Source organism: Niallia oryzisoli, from assembly GCF_036670025.1.
Taxonomy (GTDB): Bacteria; Bacillota; Bacilli; order Bacillales; family Cytobacillaceae; genus Bacillus_BD; species Bacillus_BD oryzisoli.
This window is the reverse complement of the sequence record NZ_CP137640.1, coordinates 5,825,778-5,842,756: the sequence shown is the minus strand read 5'-3', so window position 1 is coordinate 5,842,756 and position 16,979 is coordinate 5,825,778. Positions and strand designations below refer to the sequence as shown.

Annotated in this window: 15 protein-coding genes and 1 pseudogene; 13 read left to right on the top strand and 3 right to left on the bottom strand. The window is 37.4% G+C overall.

Features of this window, described 5'->3' with window-relative positions; all coding sequences use genetic code 11:
* Position 1 precedes the first annotated feature (1 nt).
* The 5 genes from R4Z09_RS28965 to R4Z09_RS28945 all read left to right on the top strand — a co-directional run bounded on the left by R4Z09_RS28965 (position 2) and on the right by R4Z09_RS28945 (position 3,645).
* Positions 2-1,480, top strand: a complete 1,479-nt coding sequence (locus tag R4Z09_RS28965; RefSeq protein ID WP_338450115.1) for an S-layer homology domain-containing protein — start codon at positions 2-4, stop codon at positions 1,478-1,480.
* A 360-nt stretch (positions 1,481-1,840) separates the two neighbouring features.
* Positions 1,841-1,963 carry a GapA-binding peptide SR1P gene (locus tag R4Z09_RS28960; RefSeq protein ID WP_338450114.1) on the top strand — a complete coding sequence of 41 codons (123 nt, stop codon included), beginning with the start codon at positions 1,841-1,843 and terminating at the stop codon, positions 1,961-1,963.
* A gap of 51 nt (positions 1,964-2,014) precedes the next feature.
* Entirely contained in the window at positions 2,015-2,137 is a 123-nt protein-coding gene (locus R4Z09_RS28955) for a GapA-binding peptide SR1P (protein ID WP_338450113.1), read from the top strand.
* A gap of 187 nt (positions 2,138-2,324) precedes the next feature.
* Positions 2,325-3,065 (top strand): CPBP family intramembrane glutamic endopeptidase, encoded by a 741-nt coding sequence (locus R4Z09_RS28950; protein WP_338450112.1) that lies wholly within the window; start codon positions 2,325-2,327, stop codon positions 3,063-3,065.
* Positions 3,066-3,396: 331 nt separating this feature from the next.
* On the top strand, positions 3,397-3,645 hold the full coding sequence (locus R4Z09_RS28945) for a hypothetical protein (protein WP_338450111.1): 249 nt from the start codon (positions 3,397-3,399) through the stop codon (positions 3,643-3,645).
* Positions 3,646-3,851: 206 nt separating this feature from the next.
* On the opposite strand, the gene R4Z09_RS31210 is transcribed toward R4Z09_RS28945, so the two are convergent.
* Entirely contained in the window at positions 3,852-4,121 is a 270-nt protein-coding gene (locus tag R4Z09_RS31210; protein WP_422392226.1) for a TM2 domain-containing protein, read from the bottom strand.
* A 451-nt stretch (positions 4,122-4,572) separates the two neighbouring features.
* Here R4Z09_RS31210 and R4Z09_RS28935 point away from each other — a divergent pair, with 451 nt between their 5' ends.
* From R4Z09_RS28935 to R4Z09_RS28925, 3 genes are all read left to right on the top strand, one after another.
* Complete coding sequence (locus R4Z09_RS28935; RefSeq protein ID WP_338450110.1) at positions 4,573-4,695, top strand: GapA-binding peptide SR1P; 123 nt, start codon at positions 4,573-4,575, stop codon at positions 4,693-4,695.
* Positions 4,696-4,915: 220 nt separating this feature from the next.
* Complete coding sequence (locus R4Z09_RS28930; protein ID WP_338450109.1) at positions 4,916-5,188, top strand: DUF1292 domain-containing protein; 273 nt, start codon at positions 4,916-4,918, stop codon at positions 5,186-5,188.
* 376 nt (positions 5,189-5,564) lie between these two features.
* Positions 5,565-7,145, top strand: a complete 1,581-nt coding sequence (locus R4Z09_RS28925; protein WP_338450108.1) for an FMN-binding glutamate synthase family protein — start codon at positions 5,565-5,567, stop codon at positions 7,143-7,145.
* Positions 7,146-7,404: 259 nt separating this feature from the next.
* Here R4Z09_RS28925 and R4Z09_RS28920 read toward each other — a convergent pair whose 3' ends face one another.
* Positions 7,405-8,016 carry a hypothetical protein gene (locus tag R4Z09_RS28920; RefSeq protein WP_338450107.1) on the bottom strand — a complete coding sequence of 204 codons (612 nt, stop codon included), beginning with the start codon at positions 8,014-8,016 and terminating at the stop codon, positions 7,405-7,407.
* A 501-nt stretch (positions 8,017-8,517) separates the two neighbouring features.
* Here R4Z09_RS28920 and R4Z09_RS28915 point away from each other — a divergent pair.
* The 5 genes and pseudogenes from R4Z09_RS28915 to R4Z09_RS28895 all read left to right on the top strand — a co-directional run bounded on the left by R4Z09_RS28915 (position 8,518) and on the right by R4Z09_RS28895 (position 14,506).
* The gene (locus tag R4Z09_RS28915) at positions 8,518-8,871 is read left to right on the top strand and encodes a hypothetical protein (protein WP_338450106.1); all 354 of its coding nucleotides are present in this window, start codon (positions 8,518-8,520) and stop codon (positions 8,869-8,871) included.
* 533 nt (positions 8,872-9,404) lie between these two features.
* Positions 9,405-10,417 (top strand): annotated as a pseudogene (gene galE / locus R4Z09_RS28910) (UDP-glucose 4-epimerase GalE).
* A gap of 557 nt (positions 10,418-10,974) precedes the next feature.
* Positions 10,975-11,196, top strand: a complete 222-nt coding sequence (locus tag R4Z09_RS28905; protein WP_338450105.1) for a hypothetical protein — start codon at positions 10,975-10,977, stop codon at positions 11,194-11,196.
* A complete protein-coding gene (locus tag R4Z09_RS28900) occupies positions 11,193-12,767 on the top strand; it encodes an exosporium glycoprotein BclB-related protein (RefSeq protein WP_338450104.1) in 1,575 nt (524 codons plus the stop codon). Before R4Z09_RS28905 ends, R4Z09_RS28900 begins: the two co-directional genes overlap by 4 nt.
* A 533-nt stretch (positions 12,768-13,300) precedes the next feature.
* Positions 13,301-14,506 carry a glycosyltransferase gene (locus tag R4Z09_RS28895; RefSeq protein ID WP_422392324.1) on the top strand — a complete coding sequence of 402 codons (1,206 nt, stop codon included), beginning with the start codon at positions 13,301-13,303 and terminating at the stop codon, positions 14,504-14,506.
* 753 nt (positions 14,507-15,259) lie between these two features.
* Here R4Z09_RS28895 and R4Z09_RS28890 read toward each other — a convergent pair.
* Positions 15,260-16,222, bottom strand: coding sequence for a DUF3895 domain-containing protein (locus R4Z09_RS28890; RefSeq protein ID WP_338450103.1), 963 nt, complete (start codon positions 16,220-16,222; stop codon positions 15,260-15,262).
* Between the last annotated feature and the right edge of the window lie 757 nt (positions 16,223-16,979).

Below are 16,979 nucleotides of genomic sequence, written 5' to 3'. Positions count from 1 at the left end.
AATGAAGTCTTCAGTTTTAAAGGTTGGACTTATAACTTGTTTGGCAACAGGTTTGTTTTATGGGGAAGCATCTGCAGAGACGGGGCAAGCGGGAGAATCAGTATCCTCCTATAGTGAAGTGAATCAGAATGTACTTTCTTTTCAAGTAATAAATAAATTGTTGACAGATGCCGCAATAAATGCCGGCATTCCTCCAGAAGTAGTTAAAGCGGTCGCGGAAAAGGAGTCGGGCTGGAAGCAGTTTGATGACAATGGGGACCCTCTCATCTCTGAAGATGGCGGTATTGGAATCATGCAGATTACCAATCAATCCAATTATGATGAAGAAAAATTGAAAAATGATATTGTCTACAATATCAACGCGGGTGTTGCCATCCTTGAAAGTATGTATGAACGTACGGATCTGCCAAAAATCAAAGGTGCTGATAAACAGGTTATTGAAAACTGGTATTTCCCGTTTTTGGCCTACAATGGGACAAAGCCTGTTAACAGTCCGCTTGAACAAGCAACAGGCAATAAAAATCTTAACGCTTATCAGGAGCAGGTTTTTGCTTTGATTGAAAAAAATAGCTTTATAAACGGTACTCAGTTGGGAGAGTTTCCATTCAAAACAGATGATTTTCAATATGATTCTGCTAGTGATGAAAATATTAAGTTTTTAGAGACCGAATATATAGTAGAGGAAACGCATGACTCTGTTTATTCTTTAAAAAAGGATGATCATGCTGTTGTAACGGTGGAAAATGTAAACCTGCGACCACAGCCTGATCAATTAGAAGGCGCCATCAAGCTGTCTAAAAACACAGAGTTGGTAGTGACCGGAGATTTTCTATATGATCCAGATCCGAATAGTAAAAACCAATTTGTATGGGTTCCGGTAGAAACAGTTGATAAAAAGAATATGGGCTATATTTCATCCGCTTATATTGAAAAGGTTGAGGGGACTTCTGGTCCCATTACGGTACAACCGCCAGTTACAACCTTTACCGATGTAGCGCCGAAATATCAGGACGCTGTGAATTTTCTTGTTTCTAAAGGAGTAAAAGGGACTTCAGAAGCCACTTTTGGAACGGACTACAATATTAAACGGGTTGATGCTGCTGTCATGCTTGCAAATGCGCTTGAACTTGACATCGAATCTGCTCCAGCTTCAGGGTTTACAGATGTACCAGCTCGTGCTGTCAAACATGTGAATGCACTGAAAGCAAAAGGGATCACAAGCGGAAAAACCGAGACTACGTTTGATTCTCAAAGTGAAATTACACGCGGAGAGCTGGCGATCTGGATTCAAAGAGCGTTCGATCTTCAGGCTGGCAACAGTGAATTACCGTTCGATGATGTCGCAGACCGATATTCAATGGCTGTCTCTGCACTTGTAAACAACGGTGTTACAAAAGGAACGTCGGACACAAGCTTTGGTACGCATGACCATGCGAAACGCGGTGACTATGCTTTGTTCTTATATAGAGCTGCAGAATAAAGTACGGACAAACAACAAACAGCTCGCTTTGATGGATTGAACATGTACGAAGGGATAATCCGTAATGATTGAAAAAAGAAGCTCATAACCTAAATGGGGGTTATGAGCTTTTTTCTCGTCACTGTGACCCCTAAAAATCTTGTTTAACAATATATGTTACAGGTGTTTATTAAATCGGAGTTATTGATTAAAAGTGGACTAGTTAATTTTTTTAATATTATTTTTCTAAATGTGCTATACAATTTATGTTTGACAAATGAAATGTGACATACTATTATAATATTAACAAATAAAAAAACGTTTACATTTTAAAATAATAGAATTTTTCAATTAAAAAATTCAAAAAGGGGAGTTTTTCTAATGGGAACTATTATTTGCCAAATTTGCGATAAAACAATTGAACATTTTGAGAATGAGAAAGTTTCAACTTTGTACGGAAAATGCACTTGCTGTGATGAAGAACAAAAGAAGACTTTTAAATAAATCAAGCATATATAAATACGAAAAAAATCCAAAAAAAGAGGAGTTTTTCTAATGGGAACTATCATTTGCCAATCTTGCAATAACACAATTGATCATTTTGAGAATGAGAAAGTTTCAACTTTGTACGGAAAATGCACTTGCTGTGATGATAAACAAAAGAAGGCTTCTAAATAATTCAAGCATATAACAATACTTTAAAAAACCGTTCTCATATTTGGGAACGGTTTTTAACGTATTGTTACAAAGACCACCCGAAGTTTGTCGAGAATTTAAGAAACAAACTCGAGGAACCGTCCACTCGTTTCTTTTTCACACATAAATAGTTCTCTTCCTTAATATATTGACAAAGGGAGGGGACAAGATGTATGGACTTAAAAGAATGCTTTACTTCATCGGGGTTTTAACCCTTTTAACAATTATTATGGTATTTTTAGATAATGCTTTTCATCTTGGGTTGACGAGCGATGCCGGCTTGGATATTTTCATTACTCCCCTTGTCATGATTTGTTCTCTTATTATTGTCTATCCTATGCTTAGGTCAGACTTTAATAAGTGGTTTTTGTTAGATAAGAAAAAGCTCCATCAAGCCATATGCTTCCCTATTCTGTTATCGGTTCTTATGACATTTTTGGTCAATCTCTATCGGTTTGTCCCCTACTGGTTAGGGCACGAAGTAATAGGTGTTGGCTCTAACCAAGTAACGACCGTAGAAGGAATTACAGACATTGGTTTGGAAATCGGCAGTGTTGTTTTTGGCCCCTTTACTGAAGAATTTATCTTTAGATATGGGCTGTTTGCCGGAGTCGCACTTTTTATTTCCTATTCATTAAGGAACAACATTTTAAAATACGAACGCTACAAGAAGCTTTTTGACCAAAATAAAAAAACTATTATCATCACTTGGCTAATTCTCACCAATATTCTATTTGCGTTAGCTCACGGCCCAAACGTATTGAACTTTCCTTTATATTTTATTACAGGTGTTATTGATACTTTATTATTTCTCAGATTCGGATTTTTAGCAGCATGGATTTCACATGGAACATTTAATCTCTTTTCGGGGATCTCCCTTCAAATTATTATGAATGTATTGGTTTATTGAGTAAATGAAGTCCAGTCACAAATACTCCGCGAAATTACTTGCTTCACAAGGGGGTTCACGGAATGTTTGATGTAAGAAAAATTAAAATAAGGGATGGAGAGCTATGTAAGCTCATTTTGAAACAATATATATTAATTTGAGCTCTATGAAGATAATTGTACGTTTTACACCCCAATCTATAAAATATTATCAATTTACACTTAGATTAATTAATTAAAAGTACTATATTTATAAAAGAGCCGAACAAGGCTCTTTTGAGCTTTAAGTTGCTTGACATTTCCTTTATAACAGATTTGATGTAACTATACATCATAAAAAGGGGGGATATGGGATGTATGAAAAACGTAATCATATTTTAAATATAATTGATTTCAAAAAAACTCAACACAATACAATTTTTGTGAAAGTGGCTGGATATGATGCCATTTTAGGGGAAGAGTTTGAGGGTGAGGTGAAATTTGTAGGTGGTATGCCTTTTGGAGATTTAATTCATCTTCAAAGGTCTTCCTTATCTTCTGAATGCAGGCAATTTGTTCAAGGAAACTTATTGAACAGATATAGTTCAGGAGATTTTAATTAATATGCTAATCAACACCTTTCCAGGTTATTAAGTTATAGAACCGCGCGGCGTTTTAATACATATAAAAACCACCTATTTATGATGGAATTTCTAAAATAATAGGTGGTTAATTCTATTTATGAGAGTAAAAGTATTTAAATAAATGATCTAGCTATCTTAGGCTAAAACTTCGGTATCCTTTGTCATGTTTTCTAGCAAAACTTTCATCACTTGATATTAAAATAGATTATGCCTTCAATAAAGCCGAATATTCCTGGGATATATGTCCAAAAGAATAGTAAGTAAATAATTCCCCAGCCCCATCTTCCTAAATAAAACTTGTGTATCCCAAAACTGCCTAATAAAATTCCTAATAAACCCGCTGCTACTTTACTTTTTGTATACCGTCCTCCAAATGCCCCGCCTGCACTTGAAGAAGATGAAGAAGACGAAGAACTAGAGGCCCCTCCACCACCACCTGCATTCATAAAAACCATAGGTTGGGATGCTTTTGAGGTATCTTCCAGTTTTTCAATTTTCTTATTTTTTTCTTCGAATAATTCATCTATGCATTTTTTACAATAATTTTTTCCTTTAATTTCGGTATTGCAATTTTCCTTTATATAGTCATTATAACTTATAAAAAAGAATGAATCATTGGATATATATAAAAATATAGGACTATTAGACTGATTTTCTATGCGTTACTGTGACACCTTGAAAAATCTTGTTTCACAATATGTTTCTCGCGGTTATTAAATCAAAGTAATTGTTTAAAGTGGACCTAGTTATTTTGTAGACATTATTTCCTTAAATGTATTATACAATTTACGATTGATAAATTAAATATGACATACTATTATAATATTAACAAATGAAAAAAACGTTTACATTTTTAAAGATTAGAATGGTTTATCTAAATAAATTCAAAAAAGAGGAGTTTTTCTAATGGGAACTATCATTTGCCAAATTTGCAATAACACAATTGATCATTTTGAGAATGAGAAAGTTTCAACTTTGTACGGAAAATGCACTTGCTGTGATAAAGAACAAAAGAAGGCTTCTAAATAATTCAAGCATATATCGATATTATAAAAACCGTTCTCATATGTTGAGAACGGTTTTTATTATCCTGGCGTTTCATATCGAAAGAGTTTGAAGTGGTTCTATTATTTCGTTAAGAACCCGGTGCTTTTTATATAATTAATCGCTTTTCCTGCATGAATCCGAACCATTTAGGAAATAAATGAAATGATACTAGGATATTTATCAAAAGGAGAGGGTTTTTGTCATGGAAAAGATTGAAGTTGGAGAAATCTTTACGATTAGCGATGAAAATGACGAGGATATGGAAGTTGAAGTACTGGCTTCTATGAATATTGAAGGTACAGACTATGTGGCAGTGGCTTTTCATGAGGATGTCCAGAAAGAAACGGATGAAGACATCGATATCTTCTTTTTAAAAGTGGACCAGGATGGTGACTTCGCAGCGATAGACAGTGACAAAGAATTCGATAAAGTCTCCGCAGCTTTTGAAGAAATCATGGATGAAGAAGAGGAATAGAATCTACGATGAATGAAATTTTTCAAATAGGCGCCTAATCAGCGCCTATTTATATGGAGGAAACACGGGGACGAATCGTCCCAGCTTTTCGAATAAGATCAATTTTTTTCCTCACCGGTAACCCCTAAAATATATTATTTACCCCCTTGTTCAAGGCACTTAACTAGTAAATCAGCCACTCTCATCCTAAAGATCCATAACAGTTTTGTAGTTTTCTGTCCTTATCTTCTGTTAAAAAGATTGATTATAAACGAATAAGATGGGATTTTATATCGGTTATTTTTATTTTTTCGAAGAAAATGATTTGACTGCACAGTATAAATTTATCCCTCAAGATGAAAATTAGATTCATATATAGTTAAAAAGGAGGATACCGATGAATCTTGCGGATTTTTTTATTATTGCTGGAGGGTTTTTGCTCATATTGCTTTTTATCGTCATCGTCATTTATCTAAGTTTTTTATTTGTTTTTGACAAAAATCAAAAGCGGCATTCTATCTTAAGAAATTATCCTTTGCTCGGCAGGATACGATATTTTCTAGAAAATATCGGTCCTGAGTTCCGTCAATATTGGTTTAACGGTGATAACGAAGGGAAGCCCTTTTCAAGGGACGATTATGAGCATATTGTCAAATCGGCAAAATACAAACGGAATGTTGTCGGCTTTGGTTCGAAACGTGATTTTGACGAGGAAGGGTTCTTCATTCGAAATGATATGTTTCCGAAGTTAAACGAGGAATTAAAGTTCGATCGAGATGTAAAGGTTTTAACCAAAAGATATCTGTTGCTAAATGATCCGCTTTTTACTCAAAGAAAGGAAAAATTAGAGGATGAAGAATCAGCTGCCTATCTATTACATGAAGACGATGCTGTTGTGATCGGTCCTAATACCAAATATCCTTTTGTCTTGAAAGGGTTAATCGGAATGTCAGCGATGAGTTACGGTGCACTGGGACCAAATGCCATCACAGCATTATCGGAGGGGCTTGGAATAGCGAAAGGTACATGGATGAATACAGGAGAGGGAGGGTTATCTCCTTACCATTTAAAAGGTGAAGCAGACATCATTATGCAAATTGGACCAGCCATGTTCGGCGTGCGTGATAAAAATGGAAACATAGACTGGGACGAGTTAAAAAGGAAAAGCGAAATTCCTCAAGTAAAAGCTTTTGAAATCAAATTGGCCCAAGGCGCTAAAACACGCGGGGGGCATATTGATGCCGAGAAGGTCAATCCTGAAATTGCGGAGATTCGCAAAGTGGAACCATATAAATCGATTGACAGCCCTAACCGTTTCGTTCAGTTTGGTGATGTACCATCAATGGTTGAGTTTATTGAAGAAATCCGTAATCATACAGGAATCCCGGTCGGAATGAAAATTGTAGTCGGAGGCACAGATAGTATAGAAGATCTCGCCAAATACATGAAAGAGACAGGAAAAGGTCCTGACTTTATCACAGTCGATGGCGGTGAAGGAGGAACTGGTGCTTCCTATCAAGAACTGATAGATAGTGTTGGCCTGCCAATCAAATCAGCTCTTCCAATCGTTCATAACACTCTTCAGAAATACGGCGTTCGTGATCGCGTGAAAATTATTGCTTCTGGGAAGCTGTTTACTCCTGATAGAATTGCTGTTGCTTTGGCGATGGGAGCCGATCTTGTCAATATCGCACGTGCTTTTATGATTACAGTGGGATGCATTCAGACATTACAATGTCATTCCAATGCCTGTCCTGTGGGTGTGGCAACAACTGACCCTGAATTACAGGATGCACTAGTCATTGACGAAAAGAAACACCGTGTTGCCAACTATCTTATTACACTCAGAAAGGGACTTTTTCGTGCAGCAGCGGCTGCTGGTTTGGATTCTCCCGTTCATTTTGAACCAAAGCATATCATGTTTAAGGATGAAAAAGGCGTGGTCATTCCTTTAGAAAAAATTATGGAAAAACTATAGTTTTTTTGGTAGAAACACCTTGACGGTTCTCGCGTTTTATTTGCCATTTGAAGCATGACGTTGATGAAACATGGGAATGGAACCAGCCATTATAGCTATGAAACATCTGAACCGTCCGTGACTGTTGATAAAGGATTTACATTGAACTGTTAGCGGAATTTTTAATAAATATAATGTAAAAAAAGGAAGTAGTCCTCCTACATTTAGTAGCTGACCTACATCCTTTTCTTTTTCATTTGTCTCGTAACGTCCCAGAATATCAATCCCCGCCCCCACCACCACAGCTTGAGCAGGAACTACAGGACGAGCAAGAACTACAGGAGCTAGATGACGACCCGCAACTTGTACAACTTGATGATGAACTGTTGCTGCCAATTGTCATATAACTTGCAAATTCATCATAATGAAAGTATGAAACAGATAAGAACGGAACGAGCATCAGGTTGAAATTTTGCTGAGTTTTGCTTTTTTTCATCTTGTCTTGTATGACGCGTTTTTCATAATCCTTTACACTATTTGCCGTTTTTTTCATTGAGGAGATAAGCGAGAGTACAGTAGGCATATATTGGGTATCACTTTTAAAGTATAGATTGATAAGTTCGTTTTCTGGTAAAGTTCTAAATTCATCAATGATATTCGGATGTACAGGGTGCCTGAAAAACCCCTTATAAAGATAGATATTCTCTTTTCTTATGAAAAAGAGCTCACTATATACCCAATCAAAAAATCCTCGTAAATCGGGATCAGGCGACTCTTTTACATTTGGACTGTGATGAAGGACACTACCTAAATATTTTTTTGAAAAATCATCATACTCACGGGTGAACATGAGCATCTGATGCCACAGATCATCGACTTTTCCGCTAAACATTGGAACCTCTTTTAAAAGAGAAGTCAAAATAAAGTAGCGTTTTAAATCTAGAAGACGCCAGTTGTACTCATTTTCTTTTAGCTTAATTTCTTTACTCTCTCTTCTACGTTTTCCATATAACTTTTACTAAGGGACTGCTCCAGGTTATCACTTAGTTTCTTTAAGCCTTTTAATGGTTATTTTGGAGATAAACCAAATTTAAATGAGAGCTTTTTGCGTAAAAATAAAATAAGCCAAATAACAGCTGCAAGCAGGAGTAACCATGCCATCAAATTTCCCCTTTCTATTAGAGATACATTTTGATCGTTTTTAATCCAAAATGGAAACGCGGGTTCTCGCGTTTCATTTGCTATTTGAAGCAAGAAAATTCAAGTGCTTCGCTATGAAACAGCTGAACCACCCCAGCGTTTCCTTTGTTTTTATTTTTTTAATTATAAGTTAATATTTTTTGTGTCGTCTATGAATATCATGAAAATATACTATGTTGAAAGGGTGCATGATATGAACAAAAATGATTATACTATTAATTTAACAGAGGCTGAAGAATTCGGGAATTACATCGCATCATTCCTTAATAATTATAAATTAATTGCAGAGAGAAATCCTAAAAAGGAGTATCTTTGGGAGGTCCGGCATCCAAATTTAGTGAAAAAACAATTGGGTGCTTTTGAGTTATGTGGAAAAAAGGATAATATTGATTATTATAATGCAGGTAAATACATTGAAATAAGGTTTGATAAAGGTCACCTGAGGAATCTAAAGAAATATGAATTAGTTGATAAAATTAAAGAGTATCGTGACGATTCAAATAATTTTTTAAGATTTCGTTTTTATGGATTGATTATGAGGGTGTAGAGCTAGTTTTAAAAAAGCTAAATTATGCATTTTGGATTGATGATGATAGGGCATATGAAAATTAATTTTAGTAGAGGATATGAGCGGATATTGCTTGTATCCTTTTTATTGTAAAGCGGATGAATATGTATTTTTATACAGATAAGGGGGTGGGGTACAGATCAAGGGGAAATGCTGGGACGGAATCTCACGTTTCAATTGTTATTAAAGCGGGGTAACATCCATGAAACATCAGAACCGTCCCGGCGTTTCATTAAGAAGGTAGAGAATTGATGGAACCAGCTAAAAAGTGCTGTTTATTGGTCAAAACTTGATATAGGTCAGATTTAAAGGAATGCAGCATTTGAATCCTCTCAATAAAACTATTCGAAGTTTGTGCTTTTTAGAATACTAGGAACATATATTTTGTTTATATCCGATTGTACGCTCTGTCAGGAATTTCTGTCAGAGTTTTTTTATGTAGTGCAAGTTTATATGAATCGTTGTGAATTCAGAAGTTTGTAAGATCGTTATTTATTAGGAGGGAAACAAGAATGGCAATACTAGTAATCGGCGGAGCAGGATATATTGGCAGTCATACATGTGTTGAGTTGGTCAACGCAGGATATGAGGTAGTGGTTGTAGATAACCTATCCAATAGTAAGTTTAAATCTTTGTCGCGTATAAAAAAAAATCACCGGGAAAGAAGTCCCTTTTTATAAAGTGAATCTACTTAGCAGACAAGGTTTAGAAACTGTATTTAATGAAAATAAGATTTGATGCAGTGATCCATTTCGCAGGTCTTAAGGCAGTAGGAGAATCTGTTAAAATTCCGTTGCATTATTATCATAATAATATAACTGGAACCCTAATTCTTTGTGAGGTTATGAATCAGTGCGGTGTAAATAAATTGGTGTTTAGCTATTCTGCCACTGTGTACGGTTTCCCGGAAAGTGTACCGATTTCAGAGACCTTTCCTCTAGGATCTACCAATCCATATGGCCGATTAAAACTAATGAATGAAGAAATCCTTCGTGATCTCCATAACTCAGATTCTAATTGGAGTATTTCCCTTTTACGTTACTTTAACCCAATTGGAGCCCATGAAAGCGGAAGAATTGGCGAGGATCTAAATGGTATTCCTAACAATCTAATGCCATATATCACACAAGTAGCAGTTGGAAAGTTAAAGGAACTGAATGTATTTGGAAACAATTATCCAACGATTGATGGAACGGGAGTAAGGGATTATATACACGTAGTAGATTTAGCTAAGGGTTATATAAAGGCACTGGAAAAGATTATGACTAGTACGGGTGTGAATACTTATAACCTTGGAACAGGTAAAGGATATAGTGTGCTGGAAATCGTTGCAGCTTTCGAGAAGGCATCTGGGAAGAAGGTTCCTTATAGGATTGTTGAACCGAGACCAGGGGATGTTGCAAGCTGCTATTCAGATCCAACAAAAGCAAAGGAAGAACTAGGCTGGGTTGCAGAGAAGGGAATTGAAGAAATGTGTAGGGATGCTTGGAGATGGCAGAAGAGGAATCCGGATGGGTATAAATAAGGATTCAATATACTAGCAGGGACCTGGTGACAGGCAATCCTCGAAAAATCATTTCATAGAATATTCCACGGAATTTTATTGAGAACATAAGTAAATATAGGGAAGGGATAGCTGCTGAATGAATTAATGATTGTTTATGATTATTCAATAGATTGATAAATTATCGCTCTCTTCCTTTTTTTTAATATGAATGAGCTGCATCTTCTTTAGTATTACTTTTTTCAAAAATTACAGAAGTGAATTCTCATAGTAGTTTGATATAAATTTTGCATTGTTTTCATCGTCTTAATCTTTCTATTTGAAGGTTAAATAACATTTGTATATAAATTGCTTTGGTGAAAGAGCTTTTAAACATAATGAACAAACGCAAAGAGATTGATTAGCAAAATATGAATTGTAAATCTCTCTGACATAAAAGAAATTAAATTTTTCAAATTAGGCAGTATGTATCAATACTTGTCCAATCAAATTTAATTCCCGACTCATATGATAACGTGTATTGAATTTAATAGAAGGAGGATAAAGTAATTTGAGTAAACGCAAAAAGTGTTCAGAATGTGGGCACCGTAAATGCAAATGCAAAGATGAAAAATGTCCAAAGTGCGGACACCGTAAATGCAAATGCAAAGATGAAAAATGTCCAGAATGTGGGCACCGTAAATGCAAATGCAAAGATGAAAAATGTCCAAAGTGCGGACACCGTAAATGCAAATGCAAAGATGAAAAATGTCCAGAATGCGGGCACCGTAAATGCAAATGCAAAGATCATAAAAAAGTGAAAGTTAAGAGAGGTCCGAGAGGAAATACCGGTCCAAGAGGAAATACCGGCCCGACAGGAAATACCGGTCCGAGAGGAAATACCGGTCCGAGAGGAAATACCGGTCCGGCAGGAAATACCGGTCCGAGAGGAGATACCGGCCCGGCAGGAAATACCGGTCCGAGAGGAGATACCGGCCCGGCAGGAAATACCGGTCCGAGAGGAGATACCGGCCCGGCAGGAAATACCGGCCCGGCAGGAAATACCGGCCCGGCAGGAAATACCGGCCCGGCAGGAAATACCGGCCCGGCAGGAAATACCGGTCCGACAGGAAATACCGGCCCGGCAGGAAATACCGGCGCGACAGGAAATACCGGCCCGGCAGGAAATACCGGCGCGACAGGAAATACCGGCCCGGCAGGAAATACCGGTCCGACAGGAAATACCGGCGCGACAGGAAATACTGGTCCGGCAGGAAATACCGGTCCGGCAGGAAATACCGGTCCGACAGGAAATACCGGCCCGACAGGAAATACCGGTCCGGCAGGAAATACCGGTCCGACAGGAAATACCGGCGCGACAGGAAATACCGGCCCGGCAGGAAATACCGGCGCGACAGGAAATACCGGTCCGACAGGAAATACCGGCCCGGCAGGAAATACCGGCGCGACAGGAAATACCGGTCCGACAGGAAATACCGGTCCGGCAGGAAATACCGGCGCGACAGGAAATACCGGCGCGACAGGAAATACCGGCCCGGCAGGAAATACCGGTCCAACAGGAGCCGCCGGAGCCACCGGAGACACGGGCCCGACAGGTCCAACAGGAGCCGCGGGTTCAACAGGAGCCACCGGAGACACGGGCCCGACAGGTCCAACAGGAGCCGCGGGTTCAACAGGAGCCACCGGAGACACGGGCCCGACAGGTCCAACAGGAGCCGCGGGTTCAACAGGAGCCACCGGAGCCACAGGCGCCACAGGCGCGACAGGAGCCACGGGTCCAACAGGAGCTACAGGTGCGACAGGAGCCACCGGAGCCACCGGAGCCACCGGAGCCACCGGTACGACTGGAGGAACTGGTTCTCCAGGGGCTGGAGCTATCATTCCACTAGCATCCGGTACTGCAAATGCACTGAGTACTGTTGGGGGTGGGGCAGTTAATGCTGGAGCTATTGTTGGATTTGGTGAATCCATCTCGAATGTAAGTTTAGGAGCAGCAACAATAAATCTTCAAGGTTTGGATGATCTTGCGTTTTCTGTCCCTCGAAGTGGAGCGATCACCTCATTAGCTGCCTTCTTTAGTACAACAGTGGCAATAACTCTTAACAATGCTGTAACAGCAACAATTCAAGCACAAGTATGGCGTTCAACTTCAACATCAAACATTTTCACTCCAATTCCTGGCGCTGTTGTAACATTAACACCATCACTCACTGGACCAGTTGCTCTTGGTACTATTAGCAGTGGTACTTCGACTGTAAATATACCGGTAACTGCCGGAGAGCGTCTAATAATGGTCTTTTCTGTAACATCTCCAGGTGGTCCAGCATCTGCTGTTACCGGAGTTGCAAGTGCAGGTATTGGAATCAGTTAATTTAAGACAGGAATACTATTCCTTTGAAGGTTGCGAAGGTTTACTTTTAAGTAATCCTTCTTTTTTATGTGCACCTGGCATGGGTTCAGTCTCTAGGGTGCAAGTCACGAAGCATGAAGGCAGTAGTAGTGGTAAGAGTCATCAACCATTATGCCCATGTGTGGTTCTTTTATGGCCGCATGCAGATGCATTAGAGGAGATAACAGATCCGTTGGAACACAATTTTTCCCTGTTTAGCATAATATAGAATTGATTTTTCTCTCTATGTCCTTGAGGTAAAATATGGACCGCGATCAGAGTTAATCGTTTAAAGTCGGGAATTACTTAAAATCCGCTACTCACTTTTTAATAGGGTGGGCAGCCGCTAACAATTCTGTAGAGTGATTAATTACCAGCTACTAATACAAGTTCAAAAATAAAATATGTGACTGTACTAATCTATAGCCAAAATAAAAAGGGGGTAAAAAATAGTGGAAGAAAAAATACCAAATATAACACAACATAAAGAATCGGAAAAGAAAATATGTCTTTGTATGATTGTAAAAAATGAATCAAGCATTATAGAAAGGTGTTTAAATTCGGCCAAGTCTATAATTGATTTTGTTTCCATTTGTGATACAGGTTCTACTGACAATACACCTGAAATGATTGAGAATTGGTGCAAAGAAAACAGTATCCCTGGTACTGTTCATCATCAACCTTTTAAAAATTTTGGATATAATCGAACTTTAGCTCTATCACTGGCTCAAGAGACCTATCTAGAGGCGGATTATTTGTTGTTGCTTGATGCTGATATGATCTTAACAGTGAGTCCTCATTTTGATAAGTCCAGCTTAGAGTATGATCACTATCTTACGATGCAATATGATGACCAAATAAAATATTGGCTTACTCGTCTTCTTAAGACATCTTTACCATGGAAATCTGTTGGGGTTACACATGAATATTGGGATATAGATCGTTCAAGATTAGGGACTGATCAATCTACTTACTTAGAAACAAAGGGAACACTCGATAGTCTAATTATTTACGATCAACAGGATGGTGGTAGTAGGATTGATAAATTTGAACGGGATAAACGATTATTATTAGAAGGAATTAATGATCAAACAACCCCGCCAGATTTAAAAATCAGATACATGTTTTACTTAGCACAAACATTCTTTTGTCTCGATGAACTTGAGGAATCCATTCAATGGTACAAGAAAAGAGTTGAAGCTGGTGGGTGGGTGGAAGAAGTATTTTATTCCCTATTACAAATAGGTCTGTGTTATGAGCGTTTGGCTAATATTTCTTCCTTCAAACGGGAACAGCTGATCAAAGAGTCGAAAGAAAATAAATCGATAATGGATCATTCCACAATAGATAGCTTAATTCATCAGGAAGAACAATTTTTTGCTCTTGCTACTACTTATTTTCAGAACTCTTGGGAGCACAGACCGAGTAGAGCTGAGCCTTTGTACCACCTTGCAAAAATGTATCGAATAAAATCTAAACACAACATAGGTTTGATGTACGCATTGCAAGGAAAAGAAATACCTTTCCCTAAGGACGATATTCTTTTTGTTGATTACCATGTTTATGACTATCTTTTTGATTATGAAATCTCAATATGTGCTTATTATGTCGAAAACAAACGTTATTTAGGCCATACTGCTTTGAAACGCCTTCAATCCAAAATCAAACAATTGCCCCTGAATATAGCTAGAGATGTTGAAAGCAACTCAAAGTTTTATTAAAAAAGGGTAAAATACGAATCGGTGTCACTCCCCGAAAAATCTTGTTTTTACAAATGCTCCACATTTTTAATCAAACGATTGTTTGAAGTGATTGGATTAGCGCCTAGTATAGTAAATAGGTCAAATTTAAGAAAAATGCTACCGTTTTCATTGTTAAATGGAAGTGCTATAGTTCCGTCACTGTGACACTCGAATTTTATCGAGGATTGATAGAGTAGATGAATATAAGAGTATGATAGAATAAAAGATCAACTGGATATTGTGAGGGTGGTTGGTTGTCGGCCTTGCTTCGTTTCAGGAAGGGTAATGATCATAGAAACGTTTCTTGAATTCGTTCGTTAAGCTTTGAAGAGGATTGTGAGGGGAGTTTTTGCTTATACCTTTCGAAAAAACGTTATAGATAACAAGAAAACCACCCCTAGCCGTGATAAGCAGGGTGGTTCTCCTAAAAGTAGAAAAACAGTGACAACTGTCACCCTTGCAATAGAAGTTGTGCTCAGTCTTTTGTAATTATATAAGATTTCTACTTATATTATACAAAGGAATTATTCTATATTAATTTATTTAATTTTATATGTAAGTCATCCTCTTTCGGTTAAAGCTTTAAGATTTAGTCACTAGTTGAATATTTCACTCAAATAAAACAAACGTCACGAATCATTTGAACATTTGTCACGGAGTTGTTGAACCGTCCCTTCGTTTCCATAAAACCTCCGATTGACCTCTTAAAGAACTTTCACTGTGCCATCAGCTTCAAAAAACCGAATACCACCGATCATCTAGATTGCTTTTTTCTAAACGGCATATCCCTTGCTGAACGAATTGATCCAAAATTATTGCCACTTGTGGGAAGACTAAGGGTTTTCCAGTGCTGAAAAAGCCTTTAAAGTTATGCTCGATTGTATCCAATTCCTCGCAAATTTCTAGTACACTGATGGTCCCATTGGTCTCTAATAATTGAATAATCAATCGGTGGGCATCTGTTCCTAAAGGGGAAGAGAGCACAGGCTTCTTGGCCAGCTTTTTGGGATTCGATCTTGTTATCGCATTAACAGGTTTCACTGCAGGTCTAGAAACAGAACTATCTCTTTTCGCTTGCTCTGCTTTTAGTCTTTCAAGCTTTTTCATATATTCTTGTTTATGTAATTCTTCTTCTTTTTCCCTTACAAATCTGGATAATTTGTTCATTTGTTTATCAAGTAAAGGCAATCTAAGCTGAAGCTGTTTATATATTTCTAACGGAATCTCTATTTTATAATCTATGATTTTCTTTATAATCGATCGATCCCAGCCATTCTCCAATTTATAAAGGATTTCATCTAATTCATAATCAATTTGCTCAAATCCTTTAATGATATCTTTCACAATAGTAGCAGGAATACCTGTGTGAAATTCGAAATGATTCTTTCCGAATTTCTTTATTTCCCCAGTGCGTGTGTTTTTAACAATATACTGATAACGGAGGGACATGCCGCACTCGCAGCGATAAGGACGATTTCCTTCTCCGCCATCCAATAAATCAATGAATTCCCATTGTTCAATTTCTCGTTCTAAATCTTGATCCGAACCTAAATAGGTACCTTTTCCCTTTGCTAATTCATTAGAGAAAACGGTTCTCTTTCCTCTTTTTAACTTTTCAATCAGATAAAGACGCTGATCTTCCGTTAAAGTATTTAACCTTGCATCTCTTTGCTGCGAAGTATAGAAATAGTCCATTAAAGCCACCTCCTGGAAATATTATAACATTGCTTGACGGGACGAGGGGACAGGCACGTCGACCCAATATCGGTGACAAATATCATCCAAGAAGGCTCACTGCAATGGCATTCCCCGAAAACCCAAAAGCTTCGGTCACTGTGATGACTTGAAAAATTTTGTTTCACAAGATGTTCCACGAAATTTTTTCTTGAAAAAGTAATTAAATAAATAGAAAGGGGCATTGCACTTTCATATTAGTTTTCAGACGTTAGAATAGAATCTATAAACTATCACATCCTAAAAACAAAACTAAGGGTGATGATATTGTTGGCGAGTTTTTTTAGAATATTTAATGCGATTGTTTTGTGGGCTACTGTCATTTTCTTTCTTCCAAGGAAATCCTTTAAAAGATATTTACCGGTTACCTTATTTTGCTCCTGTATTTTGCTAATTGAATCACTGCTAAACTTCATTTTCAAATGGTGGGAGGTAAAAGGAGGAATCAAATATGCAGTATTCGATACATTAGCCTTTGTATTTGGACCATTTTTTACTATTAATTTGTGGGTATTTCATTTTACATATGGAAAATTTTCTTTATATGCAATTTGTAATTTAATCATGGATCTTCTTTTTGCCTATCCCTTTAATGCAGTTTCTCAGAAAATAGGTCATTATAAATTAAAAAAGTTTAACTCTACAATCCTTTTTCTTATTTCTTATTCATTAGCTCTATTGAACTATGTTTTTCAAAAATCCATCGAAAAAGCCAATT

Excerpts from the sequence above, each read along its gene's own strand:
- R4Z09_RS28965 (WP_338450115.1), top strand. The coding sequence starts at position 2 with ATGAAGTCTTCAGTTTTAAAGGTTGGACTTATAACTTGTTTGGCAACA.
- R4Z09_RS28915 (WP_338450106.1), top strand. The coding sequence starts at position 8,518 with ATGAACAAAAATGATTATACTATTAATTTAACAGAGGCTGAAGAATTC.
- R4Z09_RS28960 (WP_338450114.1), top strand. The coding sequence starts at position 1,841 with ATGGGAACTATTATTTGCCAAATTTGCGATAAAACAATTGAACATTTT.
- R4Z09_RS28930 (WP_338450109.1), top strand. The coding sequence starts at position 4,916 with ATGGAAAAGATTGAAGTTGGAGAAATCTTTACGATTAGCGATGAAAAT.
- R4Z09_RS28920 (WP_338450107.1), bottom strand. The coding sequence starts at position 8,016 with ATGTTTAGCGGAAAAGTCGATGATCTGTGGCATCAGATGCTCATGTTC.
- R4Z09_RS28925 (WP_338450108.1), top strand. The coding sequence starts at position 5,565 with ATGAATCTTGCGGATTTTTTTATTATTGCTGGAGGGTTTTTGCTCATA.
- R4Z09_RS28935 (WP_338450110.1), top strand. The coding sequence starts at position 4,573 with ATGGGAACTATCATTTGCCAAATTTGCAATAACACAATTGATCATTTT.
- R4Z09_RS28890 (WP_338450103.1), bottom strand. The coding sequence starts at position 16,222 with ATGGACTATTTCTATACTTCGCAGCAAAGAGATGCAAGGTTAAATACT.
- R4Z09_RS28950 (WP_338450112.1), top strand. The coding sequence starts at position 2,325 with ATGTATGGACTTAAAAGAATGCTTTACTTCATCGGGGTTTTAACCCTT.
- R4Z09_RS28895 (WP_422392324.1), top strand. The coding sequence starts at position 13,301 with ATGATTGTAAAAAATGAATCAAGCATTATAGAAAGGTGTTTAAATTCG.
- R4Z09_RS28945 (WP_338450111.1), top strand. The coding sequence starts at position 3,397 with ATGTATGAAAAACGTAATCATATTTTAAATATAATTGATTTCAAAAAA.
- R4Z09_RS31210 (WP_422392226.1), bottom strand. The coding sequence starts at position 4,121 with ATGGTTTTTATGAATGCAGGTGGTGGTGGAGGGGCCTCTAGTTCTTCG.
- R4Z09_RS28955 (WP_338450113.1), top strand. The coding sequence starts at position 2,015 with ATGGGAACTATCATTTGCCAATCTTGCAATAACACAATTGATCATTTT.